21 protein-coding genes, 1 tRNA gene, 1 other RNA gene and 1 riboswitch are annotated in these 24,590 nt (G+C 61.0%); of the genes, 21 read left to right on the forward strand and 2 right to left on the reverse strand.

Annotated features, from left to right (window positions below):
- Window positions 1-33 precede the first annotated feature (33 nt).
- The 19 genes from ADA16_RS03395 (at window position 34) to recR (ending at window position 20,742) form a co-directional block, all read left to right on the forward strand.
- Window positions 34-1,272 (forward strand): Nramp family divalent metal transporter, encoded by a 1,239-nt coding sequence (locus tag ADA16_RS03395; protein ID WP_048759196.1) that lies wholly within the window; start codon window positions 34-36, stop codon window positions 1,270-1,272.
- Window positions 1,273-1,387: 115 nt separating this feature from the next.
- Window positions 1,388-1,508, forward strand: a riboswitch (SAM riboswitch).
- A gap of 10 nt (window positions 1,509-1,518) precedes the next feature.
- Window positions 1,519-1,872, forward strand: coding sequence for a hypothetical protein (locus ADA16_RS10830; RefSeq protein WP_065421323.1), 354 nt, complete (start codon window positions 1,519-1,521; stop codon window positions 1,870-1,872).
- Window positions 1,873-1,979: 107 nt separating this feature from the next.
- Window positions 1,980-3,500: an AMP nucleosidase gene (locus tag ADA16_RS03405; RefSeq protein WP_048759199.1), complete on the forward strand. Its 1,521-nt coding sequence runs from the start codon at window positions 1,980-1,982 to the stop codon at window positions 3,498-3,500.
- A gap of 121 nt (window positions 3,501-3,621) precedes the next feature.
- Window positions 3,622-4,800 (forward strand): HNH endonuclease signature motif containing protein, encoded by a 1,179-nt coding sequence (locus ADA16_RS03410; protein ID WP_048759202.1) that lies wholly within the window; start codon window positions 3,622-3,624, stop codon window positions 4,798-4,800.
- Window positions 4,801-4,837: 37 nt separating this feature from the next.
- Window positions 4,838-5,047, forward strand: a complete 210-nt coding sequence (locus ADA16_RS03415; protein ID WP_048759204.1) for a heavy-metal-associated domain-containing protein — start codon at window positions 4,838-4,840, stop codon at window positions 5,045-5,047.
- Window positions 5,048-5,069: 22 nt separating this feature from the next.
- A complete protein-coding gene (locus tag ADA16_RS03420) occupies window positions 5,070-7,268 on the forward strand; it encodes a heavy metal translocating P-type ATPase (protein ID WP_048759206.1) in 2,199 nt (732 codons plus the stop codon).
- A gap of 3 nt (window positions 7,269-7,271) precedes the next feature.
- Window positions 7,272-7,619 (forward strand): metal-sensitive transcriptional regulator, encoded by a 348-nt coding sequence (locus tag ADA16_RS03425; protein WP_048759208.1) that lies wholly within the window; start codon window positions 7,272-7,274, stop codon window positions 7,617-7,619.
- Between the two features lie 205 nt (window positions 7,620-7,824).
- Window positions 7,825-7,910 (forward strand) — tRNA-Ser (locus tag ADA16_RS03430).
- Window positions 7,911-8,123: 213 nt separating this feature from the next.
- On the forward strand, window positions 8,124-9,464 hold the full coding sequence (locus ADA16_RS03435) for an extracellular solute-binding protein (RefSeq protein ID WP_239659325.1): 1,341 nt from the start codon (window positions 8,124-8,126) through the stop codon (window positions 9,462-9,464).
- Window positions 9,465-10,382 (forward strand): carbohydrate ABC transporter permease, encoded by a 918-nt coding sequence (locus ADA16_RS03440; protein WP_048759210.1) that lies wholly within the window; start codon window positions 9,465-9,467, stop codon window positions 10,380-10,382.
- Window positions 10,383-10,394: 12 nt separating this feature from the next.
- Window positions 10,395-11,234 carry a carbohydrate ABC transporter permease gene (locus ADA16_RS03445; RefSeq protein ID WP_193387482.1) on the forward strand — a complete coding sequence of 280 codons (840 nt, stop codon included), beginning with the start codon at window positions 10,395-10,397 and terminating at the stop codon, window positions 11,232-11,234.
- Window positions 11,235-11,252: 18 nt separating this feature from the next.
- On the forward strand, window positions 11,253-12,404 hold the full coding sequence (locus ADA16_RS03450) for an ABC transporter ATP-binding protein (RefSeq protein ID WP_048759214.1): 1,152 nt from the start codon (window positions 11,253-11,255) through the stop codon (window positions 12,402-12,404).
- 88 nt (window positions 12,405-12,492) lie between these two features.
- An RNA gene (gene ffs / locus ADA16_RS10835) (signal recognition particle sRNA small type) lies at window positions 12,493-12,587 on the forward strand.
- Between the two features lie 329 nt (window positions 12,588-12,916).
- The gene (locus ADA16_RS03455; RefSeq protein WP_048759217.1) at window positions 12,917-14,386 is read left to right on the forward strand and encodes a SulP family inorganic anion transporter; all 1,470 of its coding nucleotides are present in this window, start codon (window positions 12,917-12,919) and stop codon (window positions 14,384-14,386) included.
- A gap of 124 nt (window positions 14,387-14,510) precedes the next feature.
- Entirely contained in the window at window positions 14,511-15,782 is a 1,272-nt protein-coding gene (locus ADA16_RS03460; RefSeq protein WP_193387483.1) for an aminotransferase class I/II-fold pyridoxal phosphate-dependent enzyme, read from the forward strand.
- Window positions 15,783-15,816: 34 nt separating this feature from the next.
- Window positions 15,817-16,542 (forward strand): suppressor of fused domain protein, encoded by a 726-nt coding sequence (locus tag ADA16_RS03465; protein ID WP_048759220.1) that lies wholly within the window; start codon window positions 15,817-15,819, stop codon window positions 16,540-16,542.
- 30 nt (window positions 16,543-16,572) lie between these two features.
- Window positions 16,573-19,641, forward strand: coding sequence for a DNA polymerase III subunit gamma and tau (locus ADA16_RS03470; RefSeq protein ID WP_048759221.1), 3,069 nt, complete (start codon window positions 16,573-16,575; stop codon window positions 19,639-19,641).
- A 113-nt stretch (window positions 19,642-19,754) separates the two neighbouring features.
- On the forward strand, window positions 19,755-20,078 hold the full coding sequence (locus ADA16_RS03475; protein ID WP_048759222.1) for a YbaB/EbfC family nucleoid-associated protein: 324 nt from the start codon (window positions 19,755-19,757) through the stop codon (window positions 20,076-20,078).
- A 37-nt stretch (window positions 20,079-20,115) separates the two neighbouring features.
- A complete protein-coding gene (gene recR, locus ADA16_RS03480) occupies window positions 20,116-20,742 on the forward strand; it encodes a recombination mediator RecR (protein ID WP_048759224.1) in 627 nt (208 codons plus the stop codon).
- 56 nt (window positions 20,743-20,798) lie between these two features.
- Here the strand turns inward: recR and ADA16_RS03485 are convergent, their stop codons facing one another.
- Together ADA16_RS03485 and ADA16_RS03490 are read right to left on the reverse strand one after the other, a co-directional pair.
- Window positions 20,799-21,611: a type 1 glutamine amidotransferase gene (locus ADA16_RS03485; RefSeq protein WP_048759226.1), complete on the reverse strand. Its 813-nt coding sequence runs from the start codon at window positions 21,609-21,611 to the stop codon at window positions 20,799-20,801.
- Window positions 21,612-23,021, reverse strand: a complete 1,410-nt coding sequence (locus ADA16_RS03490; RefSeq protein ID WP_239659326.1) for a MurT ligase domain-containing protein — start codon at window positions 23,019-23,021, stop codon at window positions 21,612-21,614.
- A 298-nt stretch (window positions 23,022-23,319) separates the two neighbouring features.
- On the opposite strand from ADA16_RS03490, the gene ADA16_RS03495 reads away from it, so the two are divergent.
- The gene (locus ADA16_RS03495) at window positions 23,320-23,658 is read left to right on the forward strand and encodes a helix-turn-helix domain-containing protein (RefSeq protein WP_048759228.1); all 339 of its coding nucleotides are present in this window, start codon (window positions 23,320-23,322) and stop codon (window positions 23,656-23,658) included.
- Window positions 23,659-23,670: 12 nt separating this feature from the next.
- Window positions 23,671-24,570 carry an ImmA/IrrE family metallo-endopeptidase gene (locus tag ADA16_RS03500; RefSeq protein WP_048759229.1) on the forward strand — a complete coding sequence of 300 codons (900 nt, stop codon included), beginning with the start codon at window positions 23,671-23,673 and terminating at the stop codon, window positions 24,568-24,570.
- The last annotated feature ends 20 nt before the right edge of the window (window positions 24,571-24,590 follow it).

A 24,590-nucleotide genomic window follows, 5' to 3' on the forward strand; every position in this document is an offset into this window, starting at 1 on the left:
CGGGTGAAAGATTCAGGGGTGCAAGGGGCACAAGTGACGTCGTCAAGCGAGAAAAACCGCAAGCCCATGATGAGTCTGCTGGGGCCTGCGTTTGTGGCGGCGATTGCCTACGTGGACCCCGGAAATGTGGCTGCGAACCTGTCCGCGGGGGCGAGCTATGGGTATCTGCTGCTGTGGGTGCTGGTGGTGTCCAACCTCATGGCGATGGTTGTGCAGTACCTGTCGGCGAAGTATGGCCTGGTGACGGGGCGGTCGCTGACCGCAGGCGTTGCCGACCGCTTTGGTTCGAACCGGCCGGGGCGACTGGCGTACTGGGTGCAGGCCGAGATTGTGGCGGCAGCGACGGATGTGGCGGAAATTATTGGTGGTGCCACGGCGCTGTATCTGCTTTTCGGAACGCCGATGCTGCTTGGCGGCGTCATTGTCGGCGTGGTCTCGCTGGGGCTGTTGCTGCTGCAGGGTGGGCGTTCGCAACGCACTTTTGAAGGCGTGATTGTGGCGTTCCTGCTGGTCATTACGGTGGGGTTCCTGGCCGGGCTGTTTGTCACGGGCTTGAGTCTCGGGGAGATGGCCAGCGGAATTCTGCCACGCTTCCAGGGTGCGCACACCGTGGTACTGGCGGCGTCCATGTTGGGTGCGACCGTGATGCCGCATGCGGTCTACCTGCACTCCGGGCTGGTGCGCGACCGCGAGTACAAGGTGGAAGATGATGCCTCGCTGCGCCAACACCTGCGTGCCACGCGTATCGATGTATTCGGTGCGCTCGTGCTGGCTGGGTCGGTGAATATTGGCATGCTGTGTCTCGCAGCCGAAGCACTTCCGGGAGTGGAGGGGACCGACTCCATCGAAGGTGCCCACGCCGCCGTGACCAGCGCGCTCGGCCCTGTAGTGGGCGTGCTTTTTGCGGTTGGGTTGTTGGCCTCCGGGCTGGCGTCGTCCTCCGTCGGTTGCTACGCCGGCGACCTGATTATGCGCGATCTGCTGAAGGTGCACGTGCCGATGCTGGTGCGCCGCGTAGTCACCATCATTCCGGCGCTGCTCATTATCGCCAGCGGTGTGGAGCCGACGTGGGCGCTGGTGCTCAGCCAGGTGGTGCTGTCGATTGGTATCCCGTTTGCGCTGGTTCCGCTGGTGCGCATGACCTCCTCGCATGCCGAGATGGGTATCTGGGCCAACACCCCGCTACTGCGCCGGGTCGCGTGGGTTATCTGCGGACTCATCATCGCGCTCAACGTGGCGCTGGTGGTTCTGGTGCTGATGGGGAAGGGGTAGTCAGCGGGCGAGGTGGAAGGCGGTAGCTTTCGGGAGTGGAAGGTGGGGGCTTCGTCGTAAAGCGTGCGGGAGATGGTAGACAAAGCTGTCTAGTTGGTGTTAGGGTGGGCGACACGATCACAAGATATCGACGAGAAATGGCCTTTGACAGCGTCGATAGGCAACCGCCCGATTCGCGGACCCGGTGCCCCAAAGGAAGATCAGCCCCACAGACCGCCTGCGGGGAAGAGCGAATAGGAGCGCAAAATGCACACCACAATAAGCGACGTCCACATCATCCACCTCAGCCGTCACACCGCTGACCTCATCGTCGACGGCCGACCCGTCGCCATCCGGCTGCAAGAAGCCGACATCGACCCCCACTCCCGGAATCTCGTCCAACTCCCCGTCGACCCCGCCTTCTACGCCACCCTCCGCGGCCAACAACGCGCCGACTACCTCAGCGCCCACGTCCGCGACGGCGTGCGCTACGGTCGCATCCTCTGGCACGAGCTTGACGACGGCCGACACTTCCTCACCATCCCCACCGTCGGCGGCTACCACGTGCACCAGGTCTTTGAAGTCCGCCGCAGCCGCGAAGGAGTGTGGAGCCGACACTGAGCGTGGTTTCGTGAGCGTGCCCGGCTCTGGCGTGATGAGCGTGGTGCGTCTGGTGGGATGAGCGCGGCGCGGATGCGAGCGGGTAACTCTCCGCCTAGCCTTGGGATATGCAGGTACGAGACTCCGCAACACCCCCGTTCTGGCCCACCGAAGGCGAAGGTGACTTCTACACCGACGCCGCCGCAGCCGTCGACCGGCTCACCGAAATCCACCGGACGGGAATGGCCTACCTAGTCGAGCAGTACACCGCCGCCACCGAAGGAAATTCCGGGAGTGGGCCAGTGCGCGCCTACTACCCCGAACTACGCTTCACCGTCCCGGCCGGCAGCGCCGTCGAGGACGTCGACCCCTCCCTCTCACACGGCTTCGTCGACCGCCCGGGAGTGTACGCCACCACCATCACCCGCCCGGTGATGTTCCGCACCTACCTCATCGAGCAAATCACCGACCTACTCGCCAACCACGGCGGCGAAGTCGAGGTGCGCGTCTCCGACCAGCCCATCCCACTCCGGATGTGCCGCGGCTTCGATGCGGCCGCCGAGGAAGCGGCGGGGAGGGAAGGGGCGTCGGCAAGCACGTTGGCGGCAGTGGAGAAAACGTTCACCCCCATCGACTCCGCCTGCATCGACGACACCATCGCCGACGGCGAAGCTGACTACCTGGGCCTTCCCATCAAACCTTTGAGCCTCTTTACCGCCCAGCGCATCGACCTCGCCCTCCAGCGCCTCGAGCACTACACCGGCTCGCACGCCGCAAACATCCAGCGTTTCGTACTGTTCACCAACTACCAGTTGCACACCGACGTGTTCCTCGAATACGCCGCCACCCTCACTCCCGGAAATCCCCATGGGTACACGGCGCTGGCGTGCCCGGGTGGGAAGCAGTACGACGTCGGCGCCATCCCCACTCCCGGAATTTGCCGTCAGCACGCGCACGCCTCGCAGATGCCGGCGTACCACCTGCTTCGCGACGACCAATGCGGCATCACCATCATCGACATCGGCGTCGGCCCCTCCAACGCCAAGACCATCACCGACTGTCTCGCCGTCACGCGTCCGCACTGCTGGATGATGGTTGGACACTGCGCTGGCCTCGACGGCCGCATGCGCATCGGCGACATGATTCTCGCCAACGGCTACGACCGCGCCGACGGAGTCCTCGATAACTACGTGCCCCTGGAAAAACCCATCCCGCCCATCGCAGAGATTCAGCTCGCCGTCACCAACGCGCTCGCCCGCGTCTCCGGGCTCACCGGCGACGAACTGAAAAAGCGCCTACGCACCGGCACCGTACTGTCGACCTCCGACCGCAACTGGGAGTGGCGTTCCCAGGCCGACCTCTACCGGGAGCTGCAGAAATCCACCGCCATCGGCGTCGAAATGGAATCCGCCACCATCGCCGCCAACGGCTACCGCTTCCGCGTGCCCTACGGCGCGCTGCTCAGTGTCTCCGACATGCCACTGCACGACAAACCCAAACTCCCGAAATCCGCCCGCGAGTTCTACCAATCCTCCAAGGAAGAACACCTCATGGCCGCAGTGCGCGCGTGCGAGGACATGGCCGCCGCTCCCGACACCCTCCACTCCCGGAAGTTGCGCCGGCCGGTGGGAGAGGTCGCGTTCCGATAGGGCACTTTCGGGAGTGCGTCGTCAAGCCCGTTTGTGCAGATTGTGCATGCTTTACGACGGGCTGTGGATAACGCCAAAAAGCGATTGAAGCCACCCACTCCCGGAAACTAGCCTTAGCCCCATGACGACATTGGGACTGCTCAGCGCGCTGGCGACACGGGGTATTGACGTGCTCGCCGACCTGCGCGCCGCACTCCCGGAAAAATCCACCGGGCACCGGGAGTTGGCAGCCAGCATCGGCTTCGACCCCTTCCGGCTCAAGCGCCTGCTGCGCTGCGCCGAGCGGCTGTTCGGCGCCGTCGAGGGTGATGTGGACGTCGAATCCCGCGACAAGGCCGTCGCAATCGCCCGGGAGCTGAAGCTGTCGCTGGACACGGTCATGCAGATTGACAAGCGCTCCGGGCAGCTCAACAACGTCGAAATCCGGGAGTACTACCGCCTGGACTTCACCCGCGCCGCCGCGGCCTATGACTTCGAGGGCCTCGACACCTACATGCGGACCAAAGTCAAGGAGCTCAACCGCACCGACGAGCCGCCGCAGCATCTGCGGGCCCACGTCTCCCGGAATCCTGACATCCGCGGGATGAAGCACCTGCAGGTCACCGGTCCGGCGAACATGATTGACGACCTGGTCGCGCCGCTGACCGTGCGCGCAGCCGAAATCGCCAAAGCGCACGAGGACTACACCCGGGATCGGTGCGTCGGTCAAGCGCTGGCAGAGCGCCTGGCGCACGGGTCGGAGGGGCCGCTTGACGACGTCGATAAGCTCCGATACCAGCCCGCGCTCATCGTAACCGCGCAGGACATCGTGGAGTACAGCCCGAGGTTTGCGGCGACCTCCAACGGGTCCGTCCTCACTCCCGGACAATTCGTCGAGGCGCTGCTCGCGGACACCGGCTGGGTGCTGGTCTACGACGAGCACAACACCCCGACCGACCTACTCCCGATGCACAACCCGCGCCTGGCGACGGAGGAGCAGCGCATTGCGATGATCCTCGACAACCCCATCTGTGCCTGGCCCGGGTGTCCGCGCCCCGCCCACGCCGGACAGGCCCATCACCTGGTCGCCAGGAAAAACGGAGGCGCCACGACCATGGAAAACATGGTCATGACCTGCAAAGAACACAACGCCGCCAACGATGACGACAGGCAAGGCCTCAACGGGCACCTCGAGCGTGACGACGGCTCCGGCGCGGTCTACCGTCACCCGCCGTCTCCGCACGCGCCGCCCGAATTCAACCTTGCCTTCCCGACAGCTCTCGCGGGGCGGGCCTACTCGGGCTACCGTCAGCGCGAATAGCTTTACATATATACCCATAGGGGGTATATGTCGGGGTATGGCTAATCAAACTTTTACTGTTACTGGCATGACATGCGGACACTGCGAGGCATCGGTGCGGGAGGAAGTCTCTGAACTCCCGGGAATCACGGATGTCCAGGTTGACCGCTCCCGGAATTTCCTCTCCGTGACTTCGGAGGCAGACGTCGACACCGCTGCCGTAATCGCAGCAGTGGATGAAGCTGGCTACAAGGCGGTCGCAAACTAACCCCCAAAAAAGAGGAAAGTAGATGTCCGAGCAGCAACTTCTCACTCTTGATATCCCCGTCGGCGGGATGACGTGTGCGTCGTGCGCAAACCGTATTCAACGCAAGCTGAACAAACTTGATGGAGTTAACGCGAGCGTGAACTATGCGACCGAGAAGGCGCATGTGGAGGCGCCGGCGGACATCAACCCGCAGCAACTCATCGACACGATCGTGGCGGCGGGTTACACCGCTGAGCTTCCGAGGGAAGAGACCGCAGAGGAACCGGGAGCTGCTCCCGAAGAAAAAGACCGGGAGCTGCAGGACCTGCGCAATCGCGTCGTCGGCGCTGTCATCCTCACGGTTCCCGTCATCGCGATGTCGATGATTCCTGCCCTCCAATTCACTAATTGGCAGTGGCTGTGCCTCACGCTCTCGGCGCCGGTCTTTGTGTGGGCCGGCTGGCCGTTCCATCGCGCGACGCTGAAGAACCTGCGTCATGGTGAAGTCACCATGGACACGCTGATCACCATGGGTACGACCGCCTCGTTCCTCTGGAGTGTCTGGGCGTTGTTCTTCGGGCGCGCCGGGCTGCCGGGGCTTAAGCACGAGTTCCACTTAACGGTCACTCCCGGCGATGCTGATATGAACATCTACCTCGAGGCGATGGCCGGCATCATCATGTTTGTGCTGCTCGGTCGTTATTTCGAGAAGCGTTCCAAGCGCAATGCCGGTCAGGCGCTCCGGGAGTTGATGAAGCTCGGCGCCAAGGAGGTCTCCGTTCTCGAAAGTTCGGGAGTGGAGAAGAGGCTGCCCGTGGAGCAGCTCCGCCCGGGAGTGGTGTTCGTCGTTAGGCCTGGTGAGAAGATCGCGACGGACGGCGTTGTCGTGGAGGGTGCGTCGGCGGTGGATGCGTCGATGCTGACCGGCGAGCCGATGCCTGTCGAGGTCGGCCCTGGCGATGAGGTGACTGGGGCGACGATCAATACGTCTGGACGGTTGCTCGTGCGGGCGACGCGCGTGGGCTCGGAGACGCAATTGGCGCAGATGGCAGCGATGGTCGAGGCGGCGCAGACAGGCAAGGCACCGGTGCAGCGGCTAGCGGACCGGGTTTCGGGAGTGTTCGTGCCCGCCGTCATCGCAATCGCCGCGGTCACACTCGGTGCGTGGTTGCTCACGGGGCACGGCGCGAGTGAGGCGGTCACGGCCGCGGTCGCCGTGCTCATCATCGCGTGCCCGTGTGCGCTTGGCTTAGCGACGCCCACAGCGCTCCTGGTCGGCACGAGTGAAGGTGCCAAGGCGGGTGTGTTGCTGCGCGGCCCGGAGGTGCTGGAGTCGGCGCGGAAGGTCGACACGGTTGTGCTGGATAAGACCGGCACGGTGACTACCGGTGTGATGGAGGTGACGGAGGTCCTTCCCACTCCCGAAAATCTGCTGCCACTTGCCGCTTCGGTGGAGGCGGCGTCGCACCACCCGATTGCGCAGGCAATTGTGCGTGCGGCAGATCCGGATTCCCTACTCCCGGTTTCTGATTTCCGGGATATTCCGGGAGTGGGGGTTGAGGGCACCGTAGACGGCCACCGCATCGAGGTCGGCCGCTCCGGGGAAAATTCCGGGAGTGGGGGGACGGTGGTTGCGGTGCGCCGCGACGGCGAGCTCCTGGGCACGTTGGAGGTGTCGGATTCGGTGAAGCCGACGTCGGCGGCTGCGGTCGCGAAATTCCGGGAGTGGGGGGTGCGGCCGATTTTGCTGACCGGCGACGCCGCCGGCCCTGCGTTTCGGGTTGCGGATGAGGTCGGTATTGCTCGCGAGGATGTGATTTCGGGAGTGATGCCGGAGGATAAGGTCGCGACGATTGAGAAGTTGCAGGCGAGCGGCGCGTCCGTGGCGATGGTCGGCGATGGCATTAATGATGCTGCGGCTCTGGCGCAGGCGGATTTGGGCATGGCGATGGGCACGGGCACCGATGTGGCGATGGAGGCCGCGGATATCACGCTGGTGCGTGGTGATTTGTTGGCGGCTGCGGATGCGCTGCGGTTGTCTCGCCAGACGCTCCGCACAATCCGTTCGAATCTTTTTTGGGCGTTTTTCTATAACGTTTTGGCAATTCCTGTCGCCGCGCTGGGGTTGTTGAATCCGATGTTGGCTGGCGCTGCGATGGCGTTTTCGTCGGTTTTTGTGGTCGGCAACAGTCTGCGTCTGCGCGGTTTTTCTCCGAGTCAACTAGATAACCAAAAGGAGTAACTCATGAGTGAGTCTTGTTGTTCGTCTCAATCGCATTCGCTTGACGACGATTCTTGCTGCCATAACACCAGTGATCCCGGTTATCTCGCGGAGAAACGGCGCTATGAGTCCCGTATTCGTCGCATTGAGGGGCAGGTTCGTGGCATTGGTCGGATGATTGAGAACGAAGAGTACTGTATCGATGTTTTGACCCAGATTTCGGCGGTGAATTCGGCGTTGAAGTCGTTGGCGTTGACTCTTTTGGATGCTCATCTTCATCACTGTGTGGTACATGCGGCTGAGGGCGGCCAGGAAGAGTTGGATGCCAAGTTGGAGGAGGCATCGGCGGCAATCGCTCGGCTGGCTAAGTAACTCCCGGAAAAATTCCGGGAGTGGGGTGGCCGTCGTGAAGCGAAACGGCGGTCAGCGGTCAGCGGTCAGCAGTCGGGTGCCGGCTTTTGCTTCCGGTTGTTGGTTGCACTGGTGGTGTCGATAGTGCCACTTGAATCCTACGTTTCCCCTGTTCGTCGGCGTGTTTTGGGAAAATCGGATTTGTTGGGTAGTCTTTAACGACGTTGGAGGATTCGACTAGCGGCCTATGTCACACGCCTGGAACGCGTGCGGGAGTCACATCCCTCGTGGGTTCAAATCCCACATCCTCCGCAGATTGAAAACCCCCGGTTATCGCCGGGGGTTTTCTTATGTTTTCAGCCATATACGCCACTCCTGGAGTACAGTTAGTTTTGTACGTCGAAGCACGGAGTGGTCATTATGTTTAATAAGCGCCCGAGAATCCGAAGAGCTGGTCGAGACCGTACCGGTGCTCGTTTCGGCTCTTTAGGTTCTGGCCGGAAATTACGAGCTGTCATCGCGACGGTGTCGGCTGTATCGCTCGCCACGCTGGTGGCGGGTTGTGGTTCGGAGGCTCAGCAGGATTCGGCGCCGGTACTGCGGATTATGGGTCCGGCGGATGGTTCGGATCAGTATACGCAGGCGGCGCAGAAGTGCTCGGATGCGTCGGGCGGAAAGTATCGCCTGGAGTATGACATTTCGGCGAAGCAGACGGATGATCAGCGTCTTCAGTTGGCTCGTCGCATTGTGGGCGGGGATTCCTCGTTCGACATTATGGGCCTTGATGTGACGTGGACTCCGGAGTTCGCGGAGGCGGGCTGGGCGCTCCCACTCCCGGAAGATATGGCCGAGCGCGTTACGGAGGGTACCCTATCGGGTCCGTTGGACACTGCGACGTGGCAGGATCAGCTCTACGGGGCGCCGTTGAATACGAATACGCAGCTCCTGTGGTATCGAAAGTCGCTGGTAGATGGCCCGCCGAAGACGTGGGATGACTTAATCGCGACGGGGGAGAGGCTCGCCGATGAGGGCAAGCCGTCGATGATTGGCGTCCAGGCTGCCCAGTTTGAGGGCTCGGTGGTGTGGCTCAATTCGATGACAGCGTCGGCGGGCGGTCAGCTGGTCGCGCCGGATGGGCAGTCGGTCACAATTGCGGATAACGATGCCGCGGAGCGCGCCTTGAGCACCATGCATCGCGTGGCCACGGCGAAGGGGCATGACCCGTCGATTTCGCAGTCGGATGAGAACCAGGCTCGTCTGGCATTCGACCGCGGCGATGCATTTGCGCAGGTGAATTACCCATTTGTTTATGCCGGTGCGAAGGAGAAGGCGGAGTCGGGAAATCAGGTGGCCAAGGAGGTCTTCGAGGACATGGCCTGGACCACCTACCCTGCGATGGATGAGGGCACACCGGCGCAGGTCACGATTGGTGGCCTTAACCTTGCGGTGCCGTCGACGTCGAAGCACCCGGAGCTCGCTTTCGAGGCCATCGACTGTCTGCGCAATGAGCAAAACCAGCTCAACAACGCGTTGAAGGGTGGTCTGCCGCCGACGTTGACGAAGCTTTACACGCAGGCCACGGATGAATTCAAGGAGGAATACCCGTTCTACCGCGAGATCTACGAGCAGTTGAACACGTTGGAGGAAGCCGATTCGGCTGAGCTGTCGCAGGAGGAGCGGGCGCTGTTGCCGTCGCCACGCACGGCAGGTGTGGTGACGCGCCCGAAGTCCCCTGCGTACCAGTCGTTGTCGATTTTGATGGCGTCGCGCATTAGTCCACCGGAGGATGTTGATGCGAAGTCGCTGGTCGGCACGCTTGATGAGGAACTTCAGGCGGCCGTGAACTCGGAAGGCCTGGTGCCGTAAATGTCTGATAAATCTACGAAAACTAAGTCCACGCTTTCCGACGGGCGTCGCGCCGAGCGTCGCCTCGGTCTGCTGTTGGTGGCTCCTGCGCTGATTTTGATGCTGGCGGTGACGGCGTACCCCATCGGGTACGCGATTTGGCTGTCGCTGCAGCGCTATGACCTGCGTTTCCCCGAGGACCGCGAGTTTATCGGCCTGCAGAACTACGCATCTGTGTTGACCAGTAGTTATTGGTGGGAAGCGCTGGGTGTGACGGCCTTTATCACGCTGGTTTCGGTAGCGGTTGAACTGGTGCTTGGCATGGCTATCGCGATGGTGATGTACCGCGCGATTTTCGGCCGCGGCCTGATCCGCACGGTGGTGTTGATTCCGTACGGCATCGTCACGGTGGCGGCGGCGTACTCGTGGAATTACGCGTGGACGCCGGGGACGGGCTATCTCGCTAATTTGCTTCCCGACGGCACCGCGCCGCTGACGGAGCAATGGCCGTCGATATTTATCATCATCGGCGCTGAAATTTGGAAGACGACTCCATTCATGGCGCTGCTGCTTCTTGCGGGTCTGGCGCTGGTGCCTGACGACGCGCTGAAGGCGGCCGAGTTGGATGGCGCGGGCTTCTGGCAGCGCTTTTTCAAGATCACGTTGCCGCTGATGAAGCCATCGATTGTGGTGGCTCTGCTGTTCCGCACTCTGGATGCTTTCCGAGTATTCGACAACATCTACATTCTGACCAAGGGCAATAATGGCACTGGTTCGGTGTCGATTCTGGGTTACAACAACCTGTTTAAGGCGTTCAACCTGGGTATTGGTTCAGCAATTTCGGTGTTGATCTTCGTGTGCGTGGCGCTGATTGCAATTGTGTTCGTCAAGGGCTTCGGGGCCTCGTCGCCGAGCGCGGCCGCGGGCAAGAATAATTAGGAGGCGATTGCAGTGCACAATACGGATAAGACACCGAAGCAACGCGTCGCATGGACAATCGGCATCGCTTTGGTGGTCATTTACGCGCTGGTGCCGGTGCTGTGGATTGCCAGCTTGTCGTTCAAGCCGACAACCGATCTGCACGATGGCCACTTCATCCCGCGCAATTGGACGTTGGATAACTACCGCGGCATCTTCCAGACCAGTGAATTTACCCGCGCGCTGATCAACTCGATTGGTATTGGGCTGATCACAACGCTGCTGGCAGTAATTGTCGGCACGATGGCGGCCTACGCAATCGCTCGCCTGGAGTTTCCGGGCAAGTCGGTGATTTTGGGAGTCTCGCTGCTAATCGCCATGTTCCCGCAGGTCTCCCTGGTCAGCCCGCTGTTCGACATCGAGCGCAAGCTCGGCCTGTTCGACACCTGGCCAGGCCTGATTCTGCCGTACATCACTTTCGCACTTCCGATGGCGATCTTCATTCTGTCCTCCTTCTTCCGGGAGATTCCCTGGGAGCTGGAGAAGGCAGCGCAAATGGATGGCGCGACCCCGTTCCAGGCATTCCGCCTGGTGGTGGCGCCGCTGGCGATTCCGGGAATCGTCACCGCTGCAATTCTGGTATTCATCTTCGCGTGGAATGACTTCCTGCTGGCGGTGTCGTTGACCTCGACGGAGGCGTCACGTACGGCACCGGCGGCGATGGCGAACTTCACCGGCTCGTCGCAGTTTGATGAGCCGACCGGTTCCATCGCGGCGGCCGCGATTGTCATCACCATTCCGATTGTCATCTTTGTGGTTATTTTCCAACGTCGAATTGTCGCTGGTCTTACCTCCGGCGCAGTCAAGGGCTAAAGAAGGTTAGAGCTAAAAATGGCTGAAATTGAACTAAAGCACGTGTACAAGCGCTTTCCTGATGGTCACATCGGTGTGGAAGACGCGAATCTCAAAATCGACGACGGCGAGTTCATCATCCTCGTCGGCCCCTCCGGCTGCGGTAAGTCGACGATGCTGAACATGATTGCAGGGCTGGAGGACATCTCCGATGGTGACCTGCTCATCGGTGGCGAGCGCATGAATGATGTCGCTCCGAAGGACCGCGATATCGCCATGGTGTTTCAGTCCTACGCGCTGTACCCGCACATGAACGTCCGCGAGAACATCGCTTTCCCGCTCAAGCTGGCAAAACTGCCGAAGAAGGAGATTGAGAAGAAGGTCAACGAGGCCGCCGAAATTCTCGATCTGACGGAGTTCCTCGACCGCAAGCCCGCGCATCTCTCGGGTGGTCAGCGTCAGCGCGTGGCAATGGGCCGCGCCATCGTCCGCCGCCCCAAGGTCTTCCTCATGGACGAGCCTCTTTCCAACCTGGATGCCAAGCTCCGCGTCCAGATGCGCACCGAAATTGCCCAGCTGCAGGAACGTCTCAGCACCACCACTGTCTACGTCACACACGATCAAACTGAGGCCATGACGTTGGGCGACCGCGTCGTTGTGCTGAAAAAGGGCGTTATCCAGCAAATTGGCGCTCCGCAAGAGCTCTACCACCGACCGGTCAACGTCTTCGTCGCCGGCTTCATCGGCTCACCCGCCATGAACTTCCTGCCTGCTACTGTGCTTGACGACGGCCACAGCGTCGACACCGCCCTGGGCCACCTGCCACTCCCGGAAAAATTTGCCCCGGGTCGGAAGGTAATCGTCGGCTTGCGACCAGAGGCTTTCGAAGACGCCGCCCTGACCGACGACAATTGCGATGCACCAACGGTCGAGGTCGAGGTGTCCGTCCTGGAGGCGATGGGCTCCGAGCAGTTCATTCACTTCCCACTCCCGGAAATTGATTTGAAGGGTCATGCCGCAGCTGAGGAGGCTGGCCTGGCGGATAACCCGCATGCCATGTTGGTGGCTCGAGTCGATGCGGAGTCGAATGTGCGTCGAGGTCAGAAGATTACGTTGGCCATCAACACGGACAAGTTGAATGTCTTTGATTCTGAGTCGGGTGAGAACTTGGCGTTGAAGGCTAAGAACTAAGACTAAGAATCAAGGCTAAGAATCAAGGCTAAAACTGTCGGCCAGACAGCGGCGTGACTTTTTGTACGCAGCTGTAGTAGGCTGTCTTCACGGATCCCATGTGGCGTCCATCTCGTGAACTCCCCCAGGGCAGGAATGCAGCAAGGGTCAGCGAGCTCTGACGGGTGCGTGGGGTCCCCTTTTTTTATCCCCAGCGTTCTTCTGGCACTTGTGGCAAGGTTTCGGGCACTTGTCGACGGTTTCCTGTGACCTATCGATGTTTTTCGGCACTTATCCCCGCGATATTGGCCAGGCCATTTCACCTATCGATGAGCTATTCACTTATGGCCACGCTGCAGCTCATCGATAGGTGAATACCTTGGCCACAAGTGGTCGTGTTTCGCGTTCGCTGGTCTGGAAGAATACTGTGCATGAGCGATGCCAACGACATGCGAGTGCCACCACAGGCAACACGAGAACCGCTAGAAACTCCAGAACCACAACAGCCACAGGCCCGAGAAGTCCCAGCCCCGATGGGCGTGTGGGACTCCTTCCGGTTCGCAGTTTCTTCACCGAAGCGCCTGCGCACCGAGCTGCTGGCCGGCGCAGCGGTGTCGTTCGCGCTGATTCCCGAGGTCATTTCGTTTTCCATCTTGGCGGGCGTGGACCCGGCGGTGGGGCTGTTTAGCTCGGTGATTATGGCCATCGTGATCGCCTTCACGGGTGGTCGCCCGGCCATGATTACCGCTGCCGCCGGTTCGGTTGCGCTCGTCGTGGCGCCACTGTCGCGGACGTATGGGATGGATTACCTAATCCCGACGGTGTTGCTCGCGGGCGTGTTGCAGATTGCTTTTGCGGCGTTGGGGATCGCTAAGCTGCAGCGTTTCATTCCGCGCGCGGTCATGATTGGATTTGTCAACGCGCTGGGCATCCTCATTTTCACCGCGCAGCTGGAGCATCTCATCGATGTGCCGTGGCTGGTGTATCCGCTGGTCGCTCTGGGTATTGCAATTATGGTGTTCCTGCCCCGTGTGTTCACCGCGATTCCGGCTCCGCTGGTGACTGTGCTCGTCGTCACGCTTGTTGCGGTGGTGGCGGATTGGCGCGTGCCGAACGTGAGCGATATGGGTGAGCTCCCGGAATCCCTCCCGCAGCTGCTGATCCCGAATGTGCCGCTGACCTGGGAGACTCTGCAGCTGATTGCGCCGTATTCGGTTGGCGTGGCGATCGTCGGCATTATGGAATCGTTGATGACGGCGAAACTCGTCGACGACATCACGGACACACATTCGGACAAGACTCGCGAGACGTGGGGGCTCGGTGTCGCGAACATTGCGGGCGGTTTCTTCGGCGGTATCGCTGGCTGCGCGATGATTGGTCAGACGATGGTGGGTGTGAAGGAATCGTCGGGACGCACTCGCTTGACGACGCTCTTTTCCGGCGTCTTCCTGCTCATTCTGGTCCTTCTGCTCAGTTCTGCAGTCGGTGCGATTCCGATGGCTGCGCTCGTTGCGGTGATGGTCGTGGTGTCGGTGGACACTGTCGATTGGCGCTCGATTTCCCCGCGGACATTGCGCCTGATGCCGCGTTCGGAGACGGCGGTGATGCTGGTGACGGTCATCGCCACGCTGGCGACGGATAACCTTGCCATCGGTGTGATTTCGGGCGTGGTCGTGGCGTCGCTGATGTTCGCGCGCCGTGTCGCTCACCTGGTCAGGATCGAAGTGCTTGACGACGACCCCAGCGCCCACTCCCGGACGTACAAGGTGCGGGGTCAGCTGTTCTTCGCCTCCAGTAACGACCTGGTGTACCAGTTCGACTACACCGACCCTGCGCAGCGGATTGTCATCGATATGTCGGAGGCCGAAATTTGGGATGCTTCCACGGTGGCGGCATTGGATTCGGTGCGGGGTAAGTTTGCTGACCGGGGCAAAGAGGTAGAAATTATCGGTTTGGAGGGGCCGAGTAAGCAGCGTCTGGATGCTCTGTCGGGGAAGTTGTAGAAATCCCAATCCGGGGTATGCCTTACACTTAGTTGCAAAGCCGGATGCGGCGCGGGAAAAGTTTTTCCGTGCCAGGTTTGTCAGGTTTTAACTTATGTCCGATACCTGGGAGGGTGCGTACACCATGGCCGTGGATTCCTTTGATGTTCAGCAGTTGGCGGCACACAAGGATGAGTTTGCGAAGGCATATGAGGAACTGAAGTCCCGTAACCTCGCGTTGAATTTGACTCGTGGTAAGCCGTCGTCGGAGCAGCTTGATTTCGCAAACGCTCTGCTGGGTCTCCCGGCGCCGGATTACATTTCGGCTTCTGGGGAAGACGTCCGCAATTACGGCAACGCCAAGGGTATTACTGATATCCGCGCTATCTGGGCGGAACTGATGGATCTGCCGGTGGAAAACGTCCTGGCACAGGATGCTTCCAGCCTGAACATCCAGTTTGACCTGATTTCCTGGGCCATGCAGTTCGGCAACGTCGACTCGGAGCGCCCGTGGAACGAGGAGCCGGTGCTTAAGTGGCTGTGCCCGGTTCCGGGGTATGACCGCCACTTTGCCATTACGCAGCACTTCGGCATTGAGATGATCCAGGTGCCGTTGAACGAAGACGGTCCGGATATGGATGTCGTGGAGAAGCTGGTTGCCTCCGATCCGCAGATTAAGGGCATGTGGAATGTCCCGATGTTCTCGAACCCGACGGGCGTGATTTACAGCGCTGAGGTCTGCCGTCGTCTGGTTGAAATGGAAACCGCCGCTCCGGATTTCCGTCTGATGTGGGATAACGCCTACATGGTTCACACGCTGACGGATGAGTTCCCGGAGATTCACAACGTCATTAAGTGGGCGGAAGAGGCCGGTAATCCGAACCGCGTGTGGGCTTTCGGCTCGACCTCGAAGATCACCTTCGCTGGCGCTGGCGTTGCTTTCTACGCTTCTTCGGATGCCAACTTGGAGGATTACCTCAAGCACGCTGGTATCCGCGGCATTGGCCCGAACAAGGTCAACCAGCTGGCTCACGCCAAGTTCTTCGGTGACGCGGAGGGTGTGCGTGAGCAGATGCGCCGTCATGCAGGTTCGCTGGCTCCGAAGTTTGAGAAGGTGCTGCAGATTCTGGATGAGCGCCTGACGGAGTACGGTGTGGCAGAGTGGTCGAAGCCAACCGGCGGTTACTTCATCAACCTCGACGTGGTTGATGGCACCGCTCGTCGCGTGGTGGAGTTGGCTAAGGAGGCCGGTATTGCGCTAACCGGTTCTGGTTCTTCCTTCCCGCTGAAGCAGGATCCGAATGACCGCAACATCCGTCTGGCACCGTCGCTGCCTCCGATGGAGGAGCTCGAGGTCGCTATGGACGGCGTCGCTACTTGTGTGCTGCTCGCCGCTGCTGAGAAGGCGACTGCGTAGGCCAGGTAGGTCGAGTGGGTCGGGATAGGACTGTATGAACTTCGAAGAGACGAAGTTTTGGATCTCCGGACTTTTCCCCGGAGAACCCCAGGTCGGTGAGTATGTGACGGAGCTGCCGGCCAGTGGTCGGCACGGGCAGGAACACGATTCGGATCCGCTTCGGGTCGCTGAGTTCTCGCTTTACGACGAGCCGGACGGCCAAGCGAACGAGCGTCGTCCGGAAACGGCAGCCGCCACGGTGGAGTTGGGCCGCAACTACTGTGGCCTGACCGGCGCAGCGGAGACCGATATCCGGGTGGAGCTTTTCGCCGTCGCTTACGCTGATTTTCCCGTGGCCACCATGGTCGCGGCCGCGGGAGCGCTGGTGGAGGAAGAGCCGGAGTTCCTGTCGCCAATTCCGGGCCGTGTCATCCCGAATGCGATTCGGTTAGCGGCCGATCAGGCGGCTGGGGTAGGGGAGTCGTCGTCAAGCACGGCCTTTAGCGTGGCACACGTGCTGTGCACGGTGCCGTACGTGTGGAGCGACGGGGTGCCGAATGTGTCCGAGATGCCGGGCAAGATCAGCCTGCATGAGGGTGATGTGGAGTCCCCGCAGGGACGCATGACCACGATGACGCAGCTGGTGCCGATCACGGATGCGGAGCTGGAGTTTTATGAGCAGCAGGGGCCGCAGGCGCTGATGCAGAAGTTGGCCGAAGTGGATGCTGACCTGCGGGATTGGTGCCGTGAGTCGGTTGTTTCCCAGGAGGGTTCGAACTAGCCGATCCGGGGTGGAAGGTAGGCTGAGCACGTGGCTCTGTATAGGAAGTATCGTCCGGCATCGTTCGCCGAAGTGGTGGGGCAGCGGCACGTAACTGACCCGCTGTCGGCGGCGTTGGAATCTCGGGATGCGCAGGGGCGTCCCAACCGCATTAACCATGCGTATTTGTTCTCCGGGCCGCGTGGTTGTGGCAAGACCTCGTCGGCGCGCATTATGGCGCGCAGTTTGAACTGCGCGGAGGGGCCGACGGCCACACCGTGTGGCCAGTGTGCGTCGTGTCGTGCGTTGGCGCCGGGTGGTCCGGGCAATTTGGACGTTATTGAGCTGGACGCGGCTTCGCACAATGGTGTGGAAGATATGCGTGAGCTGCGGGAAAAGGCTATCTTCCAGCCGGCGGAGTCGCGCTATCGCATCTTCATTATTGACGAGGCGCATATGATTACCGCTTCGGGTTTCAATGCGCTTTTGAAGATTGTGGAGGAGCCGCCGGAGCACCTCATCTTCATTTTTGCGACCACGGAGCCGGAGCGTGTGCTGCCGACTATTCGTTCGCGTACGCATCACTACCCGTTCCGGTTGTTGACTCCGCCGGATATGCGCGGGCTGCTTGAGCGTGTAGTCACGGCCGAGGGCGTGCGGGTAGAGCCGGACGTGTATCCGCTGGTCATCCAGGCCGGTGGCGGTTCGCCACGTGACTCGCTGTCGGTTATGGATCAGCTCATTGCCGGTTCCGGCACGGATGGCGTGGATTATGAAACGTCTGCGGCCATTCTCGGTGTCACTGACAGCGTGATCATCACGGATGCGATTGAGGCGCTGGCAGCGGGCGATCGTGCGGCCATGTTTAGCGTGGTCGGGCGTGTGATTATGTCGGGTCAGGATCCGGCGCGGTTTGCCTCGGATCTGCTTGGCCGGGTGCGTGATTTGCTGGTGCTGTCCGCAGTGCCGAATGCGCTGGAGCAGGGTTTGGTAGAGATTCCGGAGAGCCAAATCGACGGTGTCCTGGAGCAGGCCGGAACAATTCCCCCGGCGACGCTGACGCGTTTCACGCAGGTGCTCTCTGATGGTCTGCGGCACTTCCGCGGCGTGACGTCGCCGCGTTTGCTGCTCGAAGTTCTCTGTGCGCGCATGCTCCTGCCCGCCACCGAAGACTCCGTGGAGTCGCTGCTGCAGCGCGTAGAAGCGTTGGAGCACGGCAGGCCCGCGCTTGCCGACGGCTCGGGGGCCGCAACCCCCGCAGCGGCACCGGTGTCTTCCGATGCGGGTGCGGCTGAAGCGTCGCCGATGCAGTCTGGCCAGTCGGCTCGGGAGGCGTGGCGCCAGCGGAATGCCCAGCGTAAGAAGGGGGCACAGTCGGCTTCGGTCACTCAGCGCGGACGTACTGAGCAGGCAGCGCCAGCGCAGGCACCGTCGCAACCTCAGCCCCAGTCGGAACCGCAGCCTAAGGTTCAGTCGGAACCCGTTAAGCAGCAATCGGCGTCAGCGGCAGCGGTGTCGCAGGAGTCGGCACCTGAGCCGAAGCCTGCACCAGAAGCACCTACTGCGCCCGCTGAGCAGCCTGAACAGCCTGAACAGCCTACGCAGGCTACGCCGGCCGAATCAGTTGAGCAGCCTCAGCAGGCCGAACAACCGCAGCAGCCTGAATCGGCTGAGCAGCCGTTGTCCGAGGAAGAGGCTCAGGCAGAGAAGATTCGTGAGTTCCGTCGGAAGATGGCGGAGCATGCCCGGATTAGCGAGCAGCAGACTCGGGCGCAGCTTGCACAGGAGCGTGAGCAGCAGACTCGTGAGCGTGAGGGTGAAGGCGGCTCGATGTCGATTGTCGAGGAGGAGCCAGTTGTCTCTTCCTCGCCAACACACTCTGAACAGCCAACCCAGCCGACTCAGGCCGCACAGTCTGAACAGCCAACCCAGCCCGAGCAATCAGCCGAGCCGGCACGGCCAACTCAGGTCGCCCAGCCCGAGCAGCCTGAACAGCCAACGCAGACTACTCAGTCACCAGAATCGCAGCCGGAACCGCAGGTTCAGCAAGCACCAAAGCCAGCACCGCAACCGGAACCAGCACCACAGCCGGAGCCCGAACCAGAGTCAACACCAGAACCCGCTGGTATCGAGCAGATTCGCCAGCACTGGCAGGACATCCTTTCAGCCGTTGACGGCCCGCACGCGTTCCCAATTCGCGTGTTGGCCGAGCAAGCGGTACCTCTCGATGTTGATAACGACAAGCTCGTCATCGGGCACAGTACAGGTGCGCTCGCTACCAGGCTCAATACGCCTGATTATGCTCAGGCATTGTCTGCTGCCGTGAAGCAGGTGACGGGTTTCAACGGCCAGGTGCACTGTGTCGTCGGTACGCGCCCGCGCGCACCGCGTTCAACAGCTACTGGTGGTGTTGCTGGGGAGGATGATTCGTCGTCAAGAGGTTCGTCCTCGCCGAACGACACCGCCCCTGCACCGACACCAGTAGCACCAGCACAACCAGAGCCATCTAAGCAGCAGGTACAGCAGGAACAGCAGACGCAGCCAGAGTCAGCACCGCGTCCTCAGCGGTCGTCGGCCTACGCATCTGTTGCTGAGCGCCGCGCAAAAATCGAGGCTGCCAAGCGTGCTGCGATGGGTCAGCAGGCAGGTCACGACCAGCCAGCGCAGCCACATCAGCAAAGCCAGCCAAATCAGCCAGCTCAGCCGGCCCAGCCGACTCAGCCGAACCCGAACCCGGTCCATCAACAGCCGCGACAGCAGCCAAACCAGCCGCAGCCGCAGTCGTTCCTGCGCGCGGCGCAGGCCAACGCCCAGGCAAATGCCCAAGCTCAGGCCAATCAGGACTCGGGCTTCGGCGGCGTCCCGCTGCCCCCAGAGCCCATGGAGGAGTTCGCTCCACCAGAGGGCGCAGATGGCTACGGTTCGCACACCCCGTCCAACTACAACTCCACCTACAACCCGGTTTCCCAAAACCCGCAGGACAACAACTACGAAGAGGACACCTCCGAGTATTTCGAGGCCGCGAACGAGGTCGGGTCGCTCGATCACCGTTCGTTAAAGGACGTGGTCATGGAGATGCTGGAAAAGGAGCTGGGAGCCAAACCGCTCAATGACCGTTAGAGCCGTTAGAATGGGGCGGCGACGCGCGTCGTAAAGCAAGGGCGATGAGCCTTTAAGCGTGCGCGTAACTACAAATCAGCACGTAAAAAGCACAATAGTTAGGAACTTTAGTTATGACTCAGCCAGATATGAACGCAATTCTTCAGCAGGCACAGCAGATGCAGGCGCAGCTGCAGGCAGCGCAGCAGGAAATCGTCGCCTCCACCATCGTCGGTGAGGCTGGCGGTGGCCTGGTCAAGGTGACAATGCAGGGCTCGGGTGAGGTCACGGACATCGCCATTGACCCGAAGGTCGTTGACCCGGAGGACGTGGACGGTCTGCAGGACCTGGTCCTCGGCGCTTTCCAGGATGCCACCGCTAAGGTGCAGTCGCTGGCGGAGCAGAAGATGGGTCCGCTGTCTCAGGGCTTCGACGGTCTCGGCGGCCTCGGTTTCTAAATTAGCTGTTCAGGCCAGTATTTGTAGGTAATTATCATTGTTCGAAGGACCACTCCAAGATCTCATTGATGAGTTCTCGCGCCTGCCGGGCATCGGCCCGAAGTCAGCTCAGCGTATCGCTTTCTACCTGATGAAGGCGGAGCCGGAGGACATTGGTCGGCTCCAATCCGCGCTGGGTCGGGTGCGCGAGGGTGTGCAATTCTGCCGGGTCTGCGGCAACATATCGGAAAACGACGTGTGCCAGTACTGCTCGGACACACGTCGCGACCGAGGGCTGGTGTGCGTCGTCGAAGAGGCGCGCGATATCCAGGCCATCGAGCGCACGGGCGAGTACAACGGTCGCTACCACGTGCTCGGCGGGGCGCTCGATCCGCTCGGCGGCATCGGTCCGAACGAGCTCAACATCCGCACGCTGCTGCAGCGCATCGCAGGCGTGCTTGACGACGTCGACGAGACCCAACCCCCCGAAATCCACGAGGTCATCATCGCGACTGACCCCAACACCGAGGGCGAAGCCACCGCGACCTATTTGGCCCGGCTGCTGCGGGACTTCCCGGATCTCGAGGTCACCCGGTTGGCCTCCGGCATGCCGCTGGGCGGCGACTTGGAGTTCGTCGATGAACTCACCTTGTCCCGCGCGCTGACGGGCCGGCTGAAGGTTTAGGCCCGCCAACCGGCCGCTGACCAGTCCGCCCGGCCGGTCGCGCGAAACCACAAAAACTAGCGCTCGCTCTTCGGGCGCGGCTTGGACAAAATGCGCTCTTCGCGCAGCTTGTCCACAACCTCGATGTCGAGCGGAGCCAGGCTCGACAGGTCCTGACCAGTCGCACGAGCCAGCAGCAGATCAGCAAGCTGCGGATTGCGAGCCAACACAGGTCCGTGCAGGTAGGTGCAGATAATCGAGCCCTGCACCGCGCCCTCGGCGCCCCCGGTCGGCGTAAGTGCAGCAACATCCACTCCCGGAGCAATCCCAGAGTCCGCCTGCTCCACTTCGGGGCCGGAGTTGCCCACGCCACGGACAACACGACCAAGTGGCTTCGCATCGGCCCCCAGGGTCGTGCGACCCATGTGGTTTTCGAAGCCAGTCAGCGGGCTGGCGTCGACGTCGTCAAGCAAACTGTTCGTGGGATCGACGAGAGTGCAGATTTCGCCGATTGCGCGCGTGGGCAGCGAATCGGTGGTGCAGTCGACAAGGCCGAGACCTGCGACGTCGCGTCCGCCCGCGCGGAAGGAATTGCCGAAGATCTGGAAGCCCGCGCAAATCGCGAGAATCTGCTTGCCGGCATCGGCTGCTTTTTTGATGCCGCCGTCGTTAATCAAGTGTTCCACCGCGATGGTCTGCGCGACGTCCTCGCCGCCACCGACGGTGTAAATATCCAGGTTGGTGGGTACGGAATCGCCCAGCTTAATCGGGGCAATCTCGGCGTCAATCCCGCGCATCCGCGCGCGTTGCCGCAGCACCAGCGCATTTCCATCGTCGCCGTAGGTGCCCAGCACGTCCGGGAGGATTAGGCCGATAGACAGCTCGCTCATTTACTTTTCCTCCTGTGCTCGTTCGATGTCGCGCTTCAAATCGCGGAAGGCGGTGTAGTTCGCCAGCACCTCAACTCGGGTGACGCTTGACGACGACCCCCGCGCCTCACACGACCGGATCGCCTGCAGCGGATTTGCGACCAACCTCGCATCGATGCCCGCATACAGCAACCGCACCGCGAGGTCGGTTCCGCGTTCGCCTGCGGACAACACATCCATGCCGTCGAAGTCTTCGAAGCGGACATCCCACAGCCAGGACAGATCCTCGCCGTCGGCGACGTGGCCGTTGACTGCGATGACCACTGCATCCGCAGTGCGGTCGACCATGGACAGCGCTTCCTGCCAGCCGGCCGGGTTCTTGGCCAGCAGCATGCGGACGTGCTTCTCGCCGCCCTTGTCGTCCCGCACAATCATGGTGGAGTAGCGGCCCGCGACGTTGTCGACGGTCTCGGTGGCGCGGAGGGATTTCTCCAGTTCCACGCCCATATCGACCGCGCCTGCGATTGCCATGGTGGCGTTGCCGCGGTTGGCGTTGCCCGGCAGTGTGAGATTCATCGGCAGGGTGTCGCCAGCAGGCGTGATGACGCCCTCGGAAGTGATTCGGTAGTCCGGTTCTGGGCGCTTGAACTCCGAGCCGTCCGGGAGTGGCTTCACGGCATACCAGTTGTGGCCGTCCTGGATGATGGGGCCGCCGGTGCGCGGGGAAGAGGTGGCATCGTTGGTCCAGCCACCGCCCGCGGAGACCCAAATAACCTTCTTGGCATCCCACGCAGCCGACGCGATGAGTGGGTCGTCGCAGTTGGCGATGACCGTCGCCTGCGGGTTCGCATCTACCGCAGCGCGGAGTGTGGCCTCAATCTTGTTGATCTCGCCGACGCGGTCGAGCTGGTCCCGAGAGAGGTTCAGCAGCACCAGGACCTGCGGTTTCAGATCCGCTGCGATGTGCGGGACGTGCAGCTCATCGACTTCCAGGACCAGGCTGTCCGCATCGGGAGTGGCCAGCAGCGCGGAGATAATGCCTGCGTCCATGTTGTCGCCACCCTCGTTGGTGGCCACGTTGTGGCCAGCGGCGCGCATGGCGGCCGCGAACATGCGGGTGGTAGTGGACTTGCCGTTGGTGCCAGTGATGATCGCGGCCGGGCGTCCCTTGCCGAGGGAAGCCAGAATGCGCGGGTCAATCTTTTGCGCAATCAAGCCACCGATCATGCCGCCCGCGCCACGACCGGACTTCCGGGAAGCCCAGGTGGCGGCGTGAGCGACGGATGTGGCGAACCGTGCGCGCAGGCGGGCGCCGGTGCCGCGCAGGCCACGAGAACTATTCGAGTCGCGGGAGCCACTCGACGCAGTACCGTGCGGGCTGGCATCCGCGCTATCAGCGGAATGCGATTGCGGAGAGGTGCCATTTGTCATGTGTGTAAATATTACGCGCACGAAAGGGCTAGGCCTAAGAAGCAGGCCTGCGAGGTCTGATGGGATTTGTGAGCTATCTCCCTGCGAGGTCCGTGAATTCTGAATTGTGAGGTGATTGCGAGCAGGTTGGTTTTCGGGAGGTAGGCGGTCATGCGGCGGAAGAAAGGCAGGAAGGAAAGAGATTATCGAAGTGAGAAAGCGTATTTGCGGAAACACCTGCAAGCCCTGAATCAAAAAGGAGTTGTTCTGATTCAGTCGTTGCCATATACTCTCCACTAGGAGACAAGGGGGAAGAAGAATGGCTAGCACAGAAAGCAACTTCTTCGGTGCGCGCTTGCATCAGATGCGCACAGATCGTGGCATGACCACACGTGATTTGGCTGACGCCACTGATGGTGTGGTGTCGCAATCTGCAGTTAGTCGCCTGGAAAATGGCAAGGCGGCTTACTCGCTTGAGCAGGTTATGGCGCTTTCATGGGCTCTTGGTGTGCCTCTGGATGAACTTGTGGAGGAAAACCCGGTCAGCCAGCGTGTGCAGGCGGTGGCTCGCACTTCACAGGATGACGCGAGTGTTAAGGAAGCGCAGAAGATGCTTTTGCCCTACCTGCAGCTTCGAGTGCTGCTAACTCAAAATTAAGGAGGGCTCCCCATGTGCAGTGCGAGCAAGGAGGGGCTCGACCTTGCTAAAGGGTTCCGCAAGAAGCACGGCCTAGGAAATGATCCAATCGCTGACATCACTGACTTTATGCAGTTGGTTGATGCAGATTTTATGATTCTGGATTTGCCAGCCAATGTTGATGCACTTGCTTTGCGTGACCCTGTGACGAGAGCGACGGTCATTGGAATTGCGCAGTCATCCGTTCCTTATCGTCAGCGGTTTACCGTTGCGCATGAAATTGGGCATTTTATTTCCGATGATTTCGAGTCGTCGAGAATAGTTGCAGATGATGAGCGCCCTGAGCCTGGAATATACGTCTGCGGCAAGCGTGATCATCAGGAAGTTCGTGCTGATACTTTTGCTCGTAATGTGCTCTGCCCAACTGATGGACTGAAAAAGGACCAAAAACTCGGTGAGCTTATCGGTGGCGGTGACGTCCTTGCTGCGTTGTCCCATGTCGTTCGCAAGTATCAAATTTCGCCAGGGGTGGCACTTATTCAGATGAGGCACGCTGACCTCATTAGCGAAACGCAGTCAGACGAACTCAAAGGAGTATCAGCCCCCACTCTGGCTGCCCGGTATGGCTGGAAAGCTGACTACGACCGTGCGGTAAAGGTCTCCGCACTGGCGCAGCCATCGGCGCGGTTGGTGAAAGACGTCTATCGCGCTTACGAACAGGGGATAGTCGACCTTCCGAGCATTGCTTTTGCTGAAATGAGCAGTGTCGACGAGGTGAAAGAACAGATAAGTGCATCGCAGTCACAGTTACAGCCATTGATGCATGATGTGAATGCACAGGGTCAGGACGTGGCTGACACGGAAGCAGATCCCTTCGCGGAACTGGACGCTTTCTTCGGCGATGGTCCCGATAGTTCAGAAAGCCTCCAATAAACGATGGCCGGTCACCTCTT

Origin of the sequence: Corynebacterium vitaeruminis (assembly GCF_001054325.1) — a bacterium.
Taxonomy (GTDB): Bacteria; Actinomycetota; Actinomycetes; order Mycobacteriales; family Mycobacteriaceae; genus Corynebacterium; species Corynebacterium vitaeruminis_A.